The following is a 14,225-nucleotide window of genomic DNA, read 5'->3' on the forward strand; positions in this document are numbered from 1 at the left end:
GTTATCCGAGGCTCCCCTCCATCTCGAGTTCGATGAGGCGGTTGAGCTCGACCGCGTACTCGATGGGCAGTTCCTCCGTGATGGGCTCGATGAAGCCCGCGACGATCATCTGCTTGGCGTCGTCGTCGTCGAGGCCGCGCGACTGGAGGTAGAAGACGTCCTCGTCGCCGATCTTGCCGACGGTCGCCTCGTGGGCGACGTCCACCTTCGACTCGTTGATCTCCATGTACGGCATTGTGTCGCTGGTGGACTCGTTGTCGAACATCAGCGCGTCGCACTCGACGGACGTCGAGGAGTTCTCGGCGCCGTCGGCGATGTGGACGAGGCCGCGGTAGTTCGTGCGGCCGCCGTCTTTCGCGATGGACTTGGACTCGATGGTGGACTTCGTGTCGGGCGCGTTGTGGTAGACCTTCGCGCCGGTGTCGATGTCCTGGCCCTCGCCCGCGAACGCGATGGTGATGTGGTTGTCGGTCGCGCCGCGGCCCTTCAGAATCGAGGAGGGGTACAGCATCGTCGCCTTCGACCCCATGGAACCGGAGACCCACTCCATGGTGCCGTTCTCCTCGACGATGGCGCGCTTCGTGTTGAGGTTGAACGTGTTCTTCGACCAGTTCTGCACGGTCGAGTACTGCACGTGAGCGTCCTCTTTCACGAAGACTTCGACGCCGCCGGAGTGGAGGTTGTGGCTGCCGTACTTCGGCGCCGAACAGCCCTCGATGTAGTGGACCTCCGAACCCTCCTCGGCGATGATGAGCGTGTGCTCGAACTGGCCCATGCCCTCGGAGTTCATCCGGAAGTACGCCTGCACGGGCATATTCACGGTCACGTCCTCGGGGATGTGCACGAAGCTCCCGCCGGACCACACCGCGCCGTGGAGCGCCGCGAACTTGTTGTCGCTGGCCGGCACGCACTTCGTCATGAAGTGCTCTTTGACCAGTTCGGGGTACTCCTGCACGGCCTCGTCCATGTTGCAGAAGACGACGCCCTTCTCCTCCCAGCGCTCCTGCATGTTCTGATAGACGACCTCGGACTCGTACTGGGCGCCGACGCCGGAGAGCGCCTCGCGCTCGGCCTCGGGGATGCCCAGCTGTTCGAACGTGTCCTGGATGTCGTCCGGGAGGTCCTCCCAGTTGTCCGCGCCCGAGCGCTTGTCCACGTCGGGGCGGATGTAGGGGACGATCTCCTCGACGTCGAGTTCGGAGAGGTCCGGCTGACCCGGCCAGTCCGTCGGCATCGGCATCTTCTTGTACTGCTCGAGGGCGCGCAGGCGCCGGTCGAGCATCCACTCGGGCTCGTCTTTGTCTTCGGAGATGAGCCGAATGGTCTCCTCAGTGAGACCCTTCTCGGACTTGAAGGCGGACTTCTCCTCCTTCTTGAATTCGAATCGGGCCTCGGTGTCGGTTTCTTCGAGGTGGTCTTGGTCTGAACTCATGATGTTGTGTTATGCGGTCTCGTAGACCTGCTCGCGCACCCAGTCGTACCCCTTGTCTTCGAGCTGTTCGGCGAGCTCGGCGTCCCCTTCCATGACGACTTCGCCGTCGAGCATGATGTGGACGCGGTCGGGTTCGACGTAGTCGAGGATGCGCTGGTAGTGGGTGATCTGGAGGATACCCGTGTCCTGTTCGTCGCGCAGCGCGTTGATGCCCTTCGCGACGTCCTGCAGGCGGTCGATGTCGAGGCCGGAGTCGATCTCGTCGAGCACGGCGATCGACGGTTCGAGGATGGCGGCCTGGAGGACCTCGTTCTGCTTCTTCTCGCCGCCGGAGAAGCCGGCGTTGAGGTAGCGCGTCGCGAACGACTCGTCCATGTCCAGCGCCTCCATCTTCTCGGAGAGGAGCTCCTGGAACTCGGCGACGCCGACTTCGCCCTCGTCGGCGGGCCCCTCCATCGGGGAGGTCTCGTAGCCCGCGTCCTCGTCATCTTCCTCGGCGTCCTCGTCCTCGCCGAAGAGGAGTTCGTCGCGCTCTTCGAGCTTCGCGTTGAGCGCGGTGCGGAGGAAGTTCACGAGCGTGACACCCTCGATTTCCGCGGGGTACTGGAAGCCGAGGTAGATGCCGAGCGCGGCGCGCTCGTTCGGCTCCAGTTCGAGGAGGTTCCACGTCCGCGCGTCCTCCGGCAGCTCGGCGACGTCGTCGAAGTCACCCTCCTCGAGGTGGAGGAGGACTTCACCCTCGGTGACGTCGTAGGCCGGGTGGCCGGCGATGATCTTCGAAGTGGTCGACTTGCCCGACCCGTTCGGGCCCATCAGGGCGTGAATCTCGCCCGAGGGAATCTCGAGGTCGACGCCTTCGAGAATCTGCTCTCCGCCTTCTTCTGCGACTTTCGCGTGTACGTTTTTGAGTTCGAGCGTAGCCATTGCCTCAGTCGTCTGTACGGAGGGGCGTGGGACGCATAACGGTTACGGATTTCACGGGTTCCGGTTCGCGTTTGCGAAAAAACTGTTTCCGATTGGGAAAACCTAAAGCGAGTTTCTGCGGACGTGCGGGCGCCCCCGGCGGTCAGTCGCCGGCGGGAACCCCCTCGCCGTGTTGGACTTCCGTCCCGAGCAGGTCGAGGAACTGGGAAATCCACTCTGGGTGGTCCGGCCACGCCTGCGCGGTCACGAGGTTCCCGTCCGTCGTCACCTCGTCGACCCACGTGCAGCCGGCGCGCTCGCACTCCGCGCGCACCGCCGGGTACGACGTCATCTCGTAGCCGTCCAGCACGCCCGCCGCCGCGAGAATCTGCGGGCCGTGGCAGAGCGTCGCGACGGGCTTGTCCGCCTCGAAGAAGTGCTGGACCGTCTCGATGACCTCGTCGTACGTCCGGAGGTACTCCGGCGCGCGGCCGCCCGGCACCACGAGGCCGTCGTAGTCCGCGGGGTCGACCTCCGCGAGGGTCGCGGTCAGTTCGAAGTCGTGCCCGCGCTCTTCGAGGTACGTCTGGTCGCCGCGGAAGTCGTGAATCGCGGTCTTCACCTTCTCGCCGGCTTCCTTCTCGGGGCAGACGGCGTCAACCTCGTGGCCGACCGCCTGCAGCGCCTGGAACGGGACCACGATTTCGAGGTCTTCGCCGAAGTCGCCGACCACCATCAGTAGGTTCTTGCCTGTCATTGTCTCCCGGTATTCTGTTGGTGCTCCCCGAACATAACTGTTCGCTGGGCGAACTATCAAGCCGCTCGCGCCACACGCGCCGCACATGGTCTCAGCAGGACTCGACGGCGACGTCGCCATCGTCACGGGCGCGAGCAGCGGCATCGGCGAAGCCACCGCACACGTCTTCGCCCGCGAGGGTGCGACGGTCGTGCTCGCCGCGCGACGCCGCGAACGCCTCGAAACCATCGCGGACGACCTCGCGGCCGAGTACGACGCCGACACCCACGTCGTGCCGACGGACGTCACCGTGGAGGCCGAAGTCGAGTCGCTCGTCGACGCCACCGTCGAGGCGTACGGCGGCGTCGACGTGCTCGTGAACAACGCCGGCCTCGGCCGCAGTGGTGACGTCGAGAGCCTCGAAACGGCGGCGTACCGGCAGATGATGGACGTCAACTGCGACGGCGCGTTCTTCGCGACGCGCGCCGCGCTCCCGCACCTCCGCGAGGCCGACGGCAACCTCGTCTTCGTCGGGAGCTTCGCCGGCCAGTACCCGCGGCCGTCGAACCCCGTCTACGCCGCGACGAAGTGGTGGCTGCGCGGGTTCGCGCACAGCGTCGAAGCCGCCTACGGCGACGACGGCGTCGCCGTCACCGTCGTCAACCCCACGGAGGTCCGCACGGAGTTCGGCAGCGAGGACGGCGACGCCTTCGAGGAAGTGTTCGAGCCCGACGAGGTCACAGAACCAGTAGAAATCGCGGAAGCCATCGCGTTCGCCGCGCGGCAGGAGCCCCCGACGACGACCAGCGAAATCGACGTCTACCGCCGCGACAAGTTCGGCCACATCTGACGCGGCCGCCCGCCGCTCACATGAAGTTCCCGAGCCCGGTCTGGGTTTGCCCGCTCTTGACCTCGTCCCAAGAGATGTCCAGCGCTTCGAGGATGCGCTCGATTGGCCCCTTCAGCGTCTTCTCCAGCATCACGTCGTAGTCGATCTCGAACGTCTCGGGAATCTGGTCGGCGTACTCGTAGCAGATGACGTCGTGGTCGGTCTTGAACTCCACGTACAGCGGGTCGTCCCGCAGGTCCGGGTTCTCCGCCTCCAGTTCGCGGAAGAAGTCGGGGTGGACCTTCTGGAGGTAGACGCGCTTGGGTTTCGAGCCGCGCTGGAAGTTCGTGCCGAGCAGGAGGTTCGCGTACTTTGCGCCCCGGACCTGTGCGGTGTCCGTGTCGTAGTTGTCCAACCGCTTGCCGATGCCGCCCGGGATGCCGATGTCGTCGAGGTCCACGTCCCCGTCCTGGTACTCCTCGATGACGTCGTGGACGTACTCCTCGACGGCGTCGACGTCGCCCTCCTTGACGATGAGCTCGATGACGCGCTTCTGCACGCGCTTGGTGATGGGCGCGATGTCCGAGCGCTGGTACTCGAAGCCCGTGATGTCGATGTCGTCGACGTCCTTGCCCTCCTTCCAGACGATGTGGCCGGCGTAGCGCTTCTTCTTGCCCGCCTGGAAGAACCGCCGGTAGAGCTTCTCGAACTCTATCTGGAAGCGGTGCTCGTCGGCGTTGAGCTGTTCGCTGGCGAACTCGTCGTAGGCGTCGTTGATGTGGTCCTCGATGTCGAACGACTCCTCGATGGCTTCCTCCTTCGAGAGGTCCGGCCCGAGTTCCAGCATCACGGAGTCGGTGTCGCCGTACGCGACCTCGTGCCCGACCTCGTTGGCGGCCTCCTCCGTGAACGAGATGACCTCGCGGCCCGTCGCGGTGACCGCCGCGCCCATCTCCTTGTCGTAGAGGCGGAACCGCTCCCAGCCCAGCACGCCGTAGAGGCTGTTCATGATGACCTTCACTGCGGCCTGCTGGCGGTCGTAGCGGTCGTAGGCCTCCGAGTCGGGGTCGTGTTCGTTGCGCGCGGCCTTCTTCTGCTCGCGCTCCGCGAGCGTCTCGTCGATGATTTCGCGGATGATGCCGTCCGGCTCCTTCCGGAAGTGCGTCCCGTTGGGCGCGCGGTACGTCTCCCCGTCGTAGCTCTCGGGGTCGACCTTCGTCTCGGGTGACGCGTTCGTCGTCACCATGCACATCGGGTAGAGGCTCTTCAGGTCGAGCACGGTGACGTTCTCGCGGACGCCCGTAATCGGGTCGAAGACGGCGCCGCCCTCGTAGTCCTCGGACTCCTGTTGGCCCTTCGACGGCAGCACGAACCGGCCGTACGCCTTGTGCAGGATGTACAAGTCCACCGCGTCCCCGGGCGTCGTGGCGTCCTCCAGTTTGCAGCCGACGAACTCCGCGACCTCCTTCCAGAACGGGACGATGTTCTGCTTGCGGTCGATTTCCACGCAGAGCTCCACGTCCCTGACGTTGTACTCCAGCAGGCGCTCGGGGTCGTCCTCCCAGAGGTCGCCGATGTCGCCGGTGTAGCGTTCCTTCCCGGCGTCGAGTTCCTTCTCGCCGACCGCGTCCAGCCGGTAGGAGTCCAGCTCCGAGCGCTGCATCCGCTGGTAGCCGTACAGCAGGTCGAAGACGACGCGGCCCTTGATGTTCGGGCCGCCCCAGCCCGACGTCCACACCTCGCCGACCCGCGAGAGCCTGTCCGAGTCGATGTCGTGCTCGCCGTACGAGCCGAGTTCGTCCAGCCGGTCGACGTAGTAGGGGGCGTCGAAGTCGTCGAAGTTCCAGCCCGTGAGCACGTCCGGGTCCGTCTTCTCGATGTAGTCGAGGAACGCCTCGTGCATCGCCTCCTCGCTGTCGAACGCCCGGACTTCGAGGTCCGCGCCGTCGTCCATCAGGTCGTGGTCGGCGAGCGCCTCCGGGGAGGGCGCGGTCGCCTCGGGCGCCTCGTAGAGCCACGCGACGTACTCGTCCCGGTAGGAGTCGTGGCTCGTCAGGCAGACGATTGGCTCCTCGCCGTCCTCGGGGAAGCCCGAGCGGTCGTCGACCTCGATGTCGAAGGTGTTGACGCGCACGTCGGCGTCCACCTCGCAGGTCTCGATTTCGTCGTGGTGGACGTAGACGGCGCCGTCGTCGGCGCGCCGCTCGGGCACGCGCAGGCCGCTGGTGATGTCCTTGTCGATGAGCAGGCGGTTCGGGAAGAGGATGTCCGCCTCGTAGTGGTCGAAGCGGTCCCGGACGTTCCCGACGTCCCGGGGGGTCCGGCCGAAAATCTTCGTGAGCTTCTCGCCGCGGATGGACTCGTAGGGGTCGCCGTGCTCGTCGGTCTCCTCGGAGCCCGTGATGACGTCCTGCGCGAGGTCGTCCTCGTCGATGCTGTCCGTGGGCGCGTAGAAGTACGGCCGGAACCCGTGGACGCGGACGTGCTCGGCGGTGTTGTCGGCGGTGCGGCCGAACACGTGGACGACGGGGCGCTCGCGGTCGCCGTCGCCCTCGACGGTGTAATCGACTTGCGTGACCATCAGTTCGACGTCGCCGTCGGCGTCCGGGAGCGCCTCGGCCTCCGCGGAGACGATCTCGTCCACGACGGGGTCGCCGTCCCCCGCGACGACTTCCGCTTCCGCGCGGACCGTGTCGTCGGGGACGCCCTCCGGGGCGTCCTCGCCGGCGTCGCCCCCCTCGTGCATGAACTCGGAGAGGTCCGTGTCTTCCATTACCTCATCGTTCGGTCCTGTCGCCTAAAAACTCGCCCTTCCGACCGGCGAAATCGGTCGCCGGGAGAAGGCTTATGGTATGCTACTTCTTACCACAGGTCGAGGTGACAGACGTGACTGACCACGCAGCGGGCGACACGCACCGCTACAACGACGTCCCACAGCTGCCCGAGGGCGACGACGCCCGAGACACAGTCGAGTCCTACGACACAGAGGACGGCGTCGTGTTCTACGACGCCGACAATCCGCTCGCGTGGCTCAAGGCGACGAACGCCGTGTCGCTGGGCGACGTGCTCTGATAGGCAACGCTTTTCCACCGACGCCGCCCTTCTGTGAGCGTGTTCGACGAAGACGAGGCGGACGGCGACCACGACTTCCTCGACGAGGAACCCACCGACGCCGAGCAGGACCTCGCCCCCGAGGTCGATGTCCCGTCCGTCGACGCACCCGAGGTTCCGGACGCCTCCGACGCGCCCGCCGGGCTCCGCCGGAAGTTCTGGACGCTCGTCGCCACGTTCAACATCGCGCTGTTCGCGGTCAGCATCGGCCTCCTGTTCGTGGTGTTCCGTGGTCGCGTGCGCGACGGCGGCCTCGCGGTCGTCCTCGGGCTCGCGCTGTTCACCGCCGGCTACCGCCGCTACCGCCGCTACACGAACGAGGGCGTGGCCGGCGACGCCGACGACGACTGAGCCCGGAAGGCCTAACGCCACACGCGCCTTTCTCCCGGTCATGCGCACGGTCCGCGACGACGACGGCCACCGCTACCTCCTCCTCAAGCAGAGCAGCGACAGCAGCCTCGTCCGCGACCCCGAGACCGGCGACGAGCGTCACGTCCCCAACGACGACCTCGAACCCGCGGACGGCGAGGCGCCGCTGGACGCGCTCGCGTCCGCCGTCCCCGAGCCCGCGCGCCGCGTCGTCACCGCCTGCCATGACGACTGGCACCTCGGCCTGCTCGTCGACCTCTCCGAGCGCGGCCCGCTGGCCGCCCGCGAGATGCTCGGCGCGTACGACACCTGCGAGAGCGACCTGCTCGGCGGCGTCACCGAACTCCGCGCCGCGGGTCTCGTCGAAGAGGCCACGGTGAACGGCGAGCGCGGCTACCGGCTCACCGAGACCGGAAAAGACGGCATCGACGCGCTCCGACAGAACTAGTCCGCCAGCACTTCCTCGGCGTCCCGCACCACGCGGGAGCGATTTGTTGTCGCGTCCTTCTCCACGCGAACCACGTCGTCGGCGGCGTCCACGAGTTCGTCGTCGTGGCTCACCACGACGATTTGCTCGACGCCCATCCGGCGCATCTGCTCGACCAGTTCGACGAGCTGGGAGACGTGCCCCGAGTCGAGGAAGACGGTGGGCTCGTCGAGGATGAGCGGCGGGAGCGGCGCCTCGCCGTCGATGCCCTCCGCGAGTAGGCGGTAGATGGCACACCGCAGGCTGAGGTTGAACAGCGCGCGCTCGCCCCCGGAGAGCTGCTCGGGTTCCAGCGGCTCGCCGTCCTTCTGGTAGACGGTGAGCTCGTAGTCCCCGGAGAGCTCGATGCGGGCGTACGAGTCGTTCTGGTAGACCAGTTCGAACGTCTCGTTCAGCAGGCGCTCCAGTTTCGCGACGTTCTGCTGGCGCAGCTCCGCGCGCAGGTCTCCGTACGTCGCCTCCAGCTCGGCGACCTCGTCGTGAATCTCCTGTAGCTCGTCGAGGCGCGCGGCCACCGTCTCGCGCTGCTCGCGCAGGGCCTCCAGTTCCTCGATAGCGTTCTCCGCCGCGCCAATCTGCCCCTGTAGCTCGTCGCGGCGCTCGCGGAGGTCTTCGAGCTTGGGTTCGACCTGTTCGAGGTAGTCCTCGGCGCGCTCCTTGTCTTCCTTGGCGGCCTCGATGCGGTCCTCGTCGAAGTCGGCTTCCAGCGACTGCTTGCGCTCGCGGAGGTCGCTCAGGCGGTCGCGGCGCTCGTCGTTGCGGTCGTCAAGGCTCGCGCGCTTCTCCGCGAGCTGGTCGGCGGTCTCGCGGTGGTCGGCGGCCTCCGCCAGCACGTCCACGAGGTCCGCCAGCCGCTCGACGCGCTCCTTGAGCGACGACTGCTCGGCGTTCAACTCCGCGAGCGCCTCGCGTTTGTCCTCGGCCTGCTCGCGCTTTTCCTCGGCTTCCTCGCGGGCGCCCTCGGCCTCGGCTTCGAGGTCGTCGGCCTGCTCGCGCTTCGCTTCGGCGTCCGCGCGCGCTTCGCTCGCGGCGTCCGCGCGGTCGTCGCGGCGCTCGACCGCCAGCTCGCGGTTGCGCTGGAGGTCCGCGACCTCGCGCTCGCGCTCCACGAGTCCCTCCGCGCGGTCGATGCGCTCGGTGACGTCCTCGACGTCCTCCTCGATGGTCTCCAGTTCGGCTTCGAGGTCCGCGACGCGCTCGCGGTACTCCTCGACGCTCTCGACGTGCGGCGACCCCTCGATAGGCTGGCCGCACTCCGGGCACTTCCCGGCGTCCAGTAGCTGTTCGGCCTCCTCGACGCGGTCCTCCGCGGACTGGAGGTCCGCGCGCACGCCCTCCCGGCGCTTCCGGAGGTCGTCGAGGTCCGCGTTCAGGGATTCGAGGTGCGCCTCGGCGTTCCCGAACTCCACGGGTGCATCCTCGAAGGCCGCCTTCGCCTCGGCGACTTCCTCGTCCAGCTCCGCGATGCGCTCGACGGCCTCCTCGCGCTCGGCGTCGAGTTCGTCGGCCTCGCTCTCGAGTTCGTCGGCCTCCGCGCGGAGGTCCGCAGCGCGTTCTTCGAGGTCGTCGGCGCGCTCGGCGGCGTTGTCGGCCTCCGTCGAGAACTGCGAGACCTCGGGCGCGACCTCTGAGACGCGCTCGGTGACGGCCTCGCGCTCTTCGGCGAGTTCCTCGCGCTTCGCTTCCGCGGCCTCGGCGTCGGCCTCGTCCAGTTCGGTCTCCGCGACCAGCTCCTCGGCCTCGGCTTCGAGGTCGTCGGCCCGCTCGCGGTGCTCGGCGATTTCGTCGGCGAGCTCCTCGCGCTCGCTCTCGGTCTCCGCGATTGCCTCCCGGACGTCGCTAATCGTCTCCTCCACGTCGGCGAGTTCCGCGCGCTTCTCCTCGTAGGCCTCCAGCACGCTCTCGGCGTCTTCGAGCGTCTCGCGTGCGGTCTCGCGCTGGTCCTCGAAGTTCTCGATTTCCTCGGTGACGTCCGTGAGTTCGGACTGCAGGCTCGCCAGCGTGTCGTGGGGATTCTCGGATTCTTTGGCCTCGATTTGCTCGTCCAGCTGGTCGAGCTTCCCCGCGACGTTGCTCTTGACGTCCTCCACGCCGAGCCGCGCGTCGCCGGCGCGCTGGCGGTAGTCCTCCAGCTTCCCGAGTTGGAGGAGGTCGTCGAGCATGTCCTGCCGGGTGCTCGGCGACGCGTTGATGAGCTTGTTCACCTCGCCCTGCCGGACGTACGCGCAGTTCACGAACGCCTCCGCGTCCATCCGCAGCAGGTCGCCGACGTAGTCCTCGACGTCGGTGACGCCGTCGATGCTCCCAGAGGGCGTTTCGAGCGTGCAGTCCGGCGTCGAGGCGCGCTCGCCGGTGTTCCGCACGCGGCGGTGGACGTGGTAGTCGTTGCCGGCGTGCGTGAACCAGAGGTCGATTTCGGCTTCCTCCGCGCCGATGGTGACGATTTCGTCCAGCGTCTTGTCTAACGCGGACGCGCCGTACAGCGCGAAGAAACACGCCTCCAGCAGGCTGGACTTCCCGCTGCCGTTCAGCCCGTGGATGACCGTGACCCCGCGGTCGAGGCGCACGTCCGCGTCCTCGTAGCACTTGAAGTTCCGCAGGGAGACGCGCGTGAACCTCACGAGAAGTCCTCCATGGTCGTCGCCTGCGCTTGCTCGGCCGATTCGTCGTCTGTGTCGGCGCCGGCGCTGGGCTCGTCGTCGAGCACGTCCTCGACGCGCTGTTTCACGCGCTCGCGGACGTTGGAGTCCGCGACGTCGAGGTCCCGGACCGTGTCGTCGACGTCGAGGCCCGCTTCGCTCAGCCCCATCTCGCGGACGCGCTCGCGGACGGCCTCGTCGGGGTCCGCGAACGACACCTCGACGTCCTCGTCGGTTTCGACCTCGCGGCGGTCGTTGACGCGCGTGAGCAGCGCGCCGCGCTCGTCGCCGAAGCGCTCGACGTCCGCGGGCGTCACGGTGTCGCCGTCACCCTCCACGGTGACGACGACCACCGCGTCCTCTACGTCGCGCTCGCGGAGTCGCTCGCGGACGTACTCGGTACCGTCCTCCGGCCTGAGTTCGACGTCCACGAACACGAAGTCGCGGGTCTCGATGCCCTTCCGGGAGATGGCGACGTCGCCGTCGTCGAACTCCACGAGGTTGTAGCCGCGGGGGTCGCGCTCGCTGGCGCTCGCGCGCTCCGTCGAGCCGCAGTACGTGACCCAGGTGTCGCCGACCTGCGCTTGCTGGGCGGCGTGGTTGTCGCCGAGGAGGACGGCGTCGAAGTCGACGTTCGACTCGCCGAGCACCGCGTCGAGGTCCCAGTTGGCGTGCGCGAACGGCGTGAACAGGCCGTGGGAGACGAGCGCGGTGTGCTCGGCGTCCGGCTCCTCGAACTCGTAGTCGAGGTCGGCGCGCTTGGACTCGGGGACGTAGTCGAGCCCGTAGAAGGTGGTGTCGCCGACGCGGCGACCCGTCTCGTCGAGGCGCTCGGCGAGCCCCAGCGTCTCGAAGAGGTCCAGCCACTGGGCGTCCCGCGTGCCCTCGTGGTTGCCGACGATGGCGAGGAACGGGATGCCGGCCTCGCGGAGCGGCCGCAGCACGTCGATAGTTCCCAGAATGTCCCGGAGGCCGGGGCGGCGGTCGTGGTAGAGGTCGCCGGCGTGGACGACGGCGTCCACGTCCGCCGCGACGGCGTCCTCGACGACGGACTCGAAGGCGTCGAGGAAGTCCTGCCGGCGCTCGGGGGAGTGGTACTGGCGGTAGCCGAGGTGGGTGTCCCCCGTGTGGATGACGCGAGCCATTACTGTGGGGATGTAGCGCTACGCCGGATAAAGGTTCGGCGCTTCCGCGGACGACGCGGTGACCACCGGGCGGCGCGACAGCCAGCGAGACGGCGATTACGCGAGCGTGTAGATGCGCTTGCGGGCGTCCGAGAACGAGAACCGGGACTCGACGACGTCCTGCTCCTCGAGGCGGGTGAGCGCGTACCGGACGGTGCGGGCGGGGAGCAGCGTCTCCTCCGCGAGTTCGCTCTGCGTGAGGGTGTCGTTGTATTCGAGGACTTTCGCGACGAGCTTCGCGCTCGGGGGGAGGTCTTCGAGTGCTTCGACCGTGTCGCCGTCGATTGCGGTGGCGCTCATACCCACCGATACTGAATGCACTTAGATAATGGTTTCGCTATCTAAAATGCACAATAGTAATCTATAGGCTCACGGGCGCTCGAACGGCACTGTCGCTCGGACGTCGCCAGCGGACCGCGCCAGTTCCACGACAAACGGCCCCTCGCGCTCCTGCCACCCGTCCTCGTACCGGCGGAACGCGTCGTTGGCCAGCGTCACCTCGACAGTCACCGCTTCCCCGGCGTCGAGGTGGACAGACTGGAACCCCGCCAAGTCGCGGACGGGCGCGTCCCCGTTGGCGTCGTCGGCCGGTCGCACGTACGCCTGCACGACCTCGCGACCCGGACGCTCGGCCGTGTTCGCCACCGTCGCCCGTACCGTCGATGCGTCCACCTGCTCGGCGCCGCGGTACGCGAACGACGCGTACGACTCGCCGTGCCCGAACGGGTAGACCGCTCCGTCGTCGCTCGCCTCGAAGTGGCGGTACCCCACGCGGCACCCCTCGCTGTACTCGACGACTCCGTCCTCGCCCGGGAACCGCTCGGATGCCGTAGTCGGATACGCCGACTCCGCGGCGAACGACACCGGCAGCCGGCCGCCGGGGTCGCTGTCCCCGTACAGCACCGCCGCCGCCGCGTCCCCGTGAGCCTGCCCCGGATACCAGTTCTCCACGACCGCCGCCACGTCCTCCCGCCACGGCAGCTCCACGGGTCCGCTGGAGTTGACGACGACCACGGTGCGGTCGTTCGCGTCCGCCACCGCCGACACCAGTTCGTCCTGCCGGCCGGGCAGCCGCAGGTCCGGCCGGTCCATCGCCTCGGTCGCTCGGTCCCGGACGAAGACGACCGCGACGTCCGCATCCGCGGCCGCCGCGGCAGCGTCCTCGACCGAGCTATCGGCGTCCGCGGGCGGTTCCGTCTCCTCGAAGAACGACAGGTCCGCGACCGGCTCGACGCCGTGCGCGACGGTCACCTCGCCGCCCGCGCGCTCGGTCACGCCCTCGACGGGCGTCGACGAGACGAACGGCGTGACCTCCGAGGACCCGCCGCCGCCCAGCAGCGCCTCGTCGACGTTCGGGCCGACCACCGCGACGTCCGCTTCGTCGTCCAGCGGGAGGACGCCGTCGTTGGCCAACAGCACCGTGCCGCGGACCGCGACGCGCTCCGCGAGCGCGCGGTGTTCGTCGGTGTCCAGTGCGCCGTCGGGTCGCTCGCCGTCGAGCCGACCCACGGACGCCATCTGGGAGAGGACGCGGCCCGCCATGTCCGCGAGCCGGTCCGCTGACACGTCGCCGGCTTCGACGTCGGCCGCGAGCTCCGTCTCGAAGCGCGCCGCCGTCCGCATGTCCGGCATCCCGCCGCCGAGTTCGTCGAAGTCCACGTCCGGCCCGCCCTCGTCCATCCCCATCAGCGACGCGAGCTCCTCACCGGTGACTCCGGGCATCTCCACGTCGAGGCCGCCGTTCGCCGACCGAACGGAGTCCGTGGTCCCGAACCAGTCCGAGACGACGAACCCCTCGAAGCCCCACTCGCCTTTGAGCACGTCGCCGAGCAGGCGGCCGTGTTCGCTCATCGGCGTCCCGTTGACGCTGTTGTAGCCGGACATCACTGCGCCCGCGCCGGCGTCCACGGCCGCCCGGAACGCCGGCAGGTAGAGCTCCCGCAGCGGCTGCTCGCCGACGCGCACGTCCACGGTCGCCCGGTCGGTCTCCTGGTTGTTCGCGACGTAGTGTTTCACGCACGCGAGCACATCCTCGGACTGGACGCCCTCGACGACCGCGGCCGCGAACGCCGCCGAATGCACCGGGTCCTCGGAGAAGTACTCGAAGTTCCGGCCGCCGTGGGGGACTCGAATCAGGTTCGTCCCCGGGCCGAGCAACACGTCCTGCCCGTGGGCCGCCGCTTCGCGTCCCATCGCGGCGCCCTGCGAGCGTGCCAGCGACGGGTCGAACGACGCCGCCAGCGCCAGCGGCGCTGGGAACGCGGTCGCTCGTCGGTCCGGAATCCGGACGCCGAGCGGGCCGTCGACGAACCGGAGCGGCGGGACGTCCAGCCGTTCGACGCCCGGGAGGTAGCCAGTCGCGGTTCCCTCGGGGTCGAGGGCGCCGTGGACGAGTCGGACTAGCTCCGCGCGGTCGAGTTCGTCGAGGAGGGCGGCCACCTCGTCGTCTGTTGACTCCATGCCGGACGTTCCAGTCCACCGACACATAGGCTTCGTGCTTTCGGACGCCGTGCTGGCCGACGCTGCGCCGACGTG

Annotated in this window: 12 protein-coding genes; 4 read left to right on the forward strand and 8 right to left on the reverse strand. The window is 68.1% G+C overall.

Annotated elements, in window-relative coordinates; genetic code table 11:
- Position 1 precedes the first annotated feature (1 nt).
- The 3 genes from sufB to HHUB_RS03805 form a co-directional block, all read right to left on the reverse strand.
- A complete protein-coding gene (sufB, locus tag HHUB_RS03795; protein ID WP_059056272.1) occupies positions 2-1,432 on the reverse strand; it encodes a Fe-S cluster assembly protein SufB in 1,431 nt (476 codons plus the stop codon).
- Between the two features lie 9 nt (positions 1,433-1,441).
- Complete coding sequence (locus HHUB_RS03800) at positions 1,442-2,356, reverse strand: ABC transporter ATP-binding protein (RefSeq protein ID WP_059056273.1); 915 nt, start codon at positions 2,354-2,356, stop codon at positions 1,442-1,444.
- Between the two features lie 142 nt (positions 2,357-2,498).
- A complete protein-coding gene (locus tag HHUB_RS03805) occupies positions 2,499-3,092 on the reverse strand; it encodes a DJ-1/PfpI family protein (protein ID WP_059056274.1) in 594 nt (197 codons plus the stop codon).
- Between the two features lie 85 nt (positions 3,093-3,177).
- Here HHUB_RS03805 and HHUB_RS03810 point away from each other — a divergent pair, with 85 nt between their 5' ends.
- Entirely contained in the window at positions 3,178-3,921 is a 744-nt protein-coding gene (locus HHUB_RS03810; protein WP_059056275.1) for an SDR family oxidoreductase, read from the forward strand.
- Between the two features lie 16 nt (positions 3,922-3,937).
- Here the strand turns inward: HHUB_RS03810 and HHUB_RS03815 are convergent, their stop codons facing one another.
- Positions 3,938-6,673, reverse strand: a complete 2,736-nt coding sequence (locus HHUB_RS03815) for a DNA-directed DNA polymerase (RefSeq protein ID WP_059056276.1) — start codon at positions 6,671-6,673, stop codon at positions 3,938-3,940.
- Positions 6,674-6,777: 104 nt separating this feature from the next.
- On the opposite strand from HHUB_RS03815, the gene HHUB_RS03820 reads away from it, so the two are divergent.
- From HHUB_RS03820 to HHUB_RS03830, 3 genes are read left to right on the forward strand one after another with little or no spacing between them, the layout of a single operon-like run.
- Positions 6,778-6,972 carry a DUF7331 family protein gene (locus HHUB_RS03820; RefSeq protein ID WP_179204581.1) on the forward strand — a complete coding sequence of 65 codons (195 nt, stop codon included), beginning with the start codon at positions 6,778-6,780 and terminating at the stop codon, positions 6,970-6,972.
- Positions 6,973-7,011: 39 nt separating this feature from the next.
- Complete coding sequence (locus tag HHUB_RS03825; RefSeq protein WP_059056277.1) at positions 7,012-7,362, forward strand: DUF7322 domain-containing protein; 351 nt, start codon at positions 7,012-7,014, stop codon at positions 7,360-7,362.
- 40 nt (positions 7,363-7,402) lie between these two features.
- Positions 7,403-7,828, forward strand: coding sequence for a DUF7346 family protein (locus HHUB_RS03830; protein WP_059056278.1), 426 nt, complete (start codon positions 7,403-7,405; stop codon positions 7,826-7,828).
- On the opposite strand, the gene rad50 is transcribed toward HHUB_RS03830, so the two are convergent.
- The 4 genes from rad50 to HHUB_RS03850 all read right to left on the reverse strand — a co-directional run bounded on the left by rad50 (position 7,825) and on the right by HHUB_RS03850 (position 14,150).
- A complete protein-coding gene (gene rad50 / locus HHUB_RS03835; protein ID WP_059056279.1) occupies positions 7,825-10,488 on the reverse strand; it encodes a DNA double-strand break repair ATPase Rad50 in 2,664 nt (887 codons plus the stop codon). The two genes, HHUB_RS03830 and rad50, sit on opposite strands and share 4 nt — an antisense overlap.
- Positions 10,485-11,651 (reverse strand): DNA double-strand break repair protein Mre11, encoded by a 1,167-nt coding sequence (gene mre11 / locus HHUB_RS03840; RefSeq protein ID WP_059056280.1) that lies wholly within the window; start codon positions 11,649-11,651, stop codon positions 10,485-10,487. The genes rad50 and mre11 overlap by 4 nt, the downstream gene beginning before the upstream one ends.
- A 96-nt stretch (positions 11,652-11,747) precedes the next feature.
- A complete protein-coding gene (locus HHUB_RS03845) occupies positions 11,748-11,990 on the reverse strand; it encodes a MarR family transcriptional regulator (protein ID WP_059056281.1) in 243 nt (80 codons plus the stop codon).
- 69 nt (positions 11,991-12,059) lie between these two features.
- Complete coding sequence (locus HHUB_RS03850; RefSeq protein WP_059056282.1) at positions 12,060-14,150, reverse strand: beta-glucosidase; 2,091 nt, start codon at positions 14,148-14,150, stop codon at positions 12,060-12,062.
- Between the last annotated feature and the right edge of the window lie 75 nt (positions 14,151-14,225).

The organism is Halobacterium hubeiense, from assembly GCF_001488575.1.
Taxonomy (GTDB): domain Archaea; phylum Halobacteriota; class Halobacteria; order Halobacteriales; family Halobacteriaceae; genus Halobacterium; species Halobacterium hubeiense.

Coding starts and splice junctions, on each gene's coding strand:
- sufB (WP_059056272.1), bottom strand. CDS start 1,432: ATGAGTTCAGACCAAGACCACCTCGAAGAAACCGACACCGAGGCCCGA.
- HHUB_RS03800 (WP_059056273.1), bottom strand. CDS start 2,356: ATGGCTACGCTCGAACTCAAAAACGTACACGCGAAAGTCGCAGAAGAA.
- HHUB_RS03805 (WP_059056274.1), bottom strand. CDS start 3,092: ATGACAGGCAAGAACCTACTGATGGTGGTCGGCGACTTCGGCGAAGAC.
- HHUB_RS03810 (WP_059056275.1), top strand. CDS start 3,178: ATGGTCTCAGCAGGACTCGACGGCGACGTCGCCATCGTCACGGGCGCG.
- HHUB_RS03815 (WP_059056276.1), bottom strand. CDS start 6,673: ATGGAAGACACGGACCTCTCCGAGTTCATGCACGAGGGGGGCGACGCC.
- HHUB_RS03830 (WP_059056278.1), top strand. CDS start 7,403: ATGCGCACGGTCCGCGACGACGACGGCCACCGCTACCTCCTCCTCAAG.
- mre11 (WP_059056280.1), bottom strand. CDS start 11,651: ATGGCTCGCGTCATCCACACGGGGGACACCCACCTCGGCTACCGCCAG.
- HHUB_RS03845 (WP_059056281.1), bottom strand. CDS start 11,990: ATGAGCGCCACCGCAATCGACGGCGACACGGTCGAAGCACTCGAAGAC.
- HHUB_RS03850 (WP_059056282.1), bottom strand. CDS start 14,150: ATGGAGTCAACAGACGACGAGGTGGCCGCCCTCCTCGACGAACTCGAC.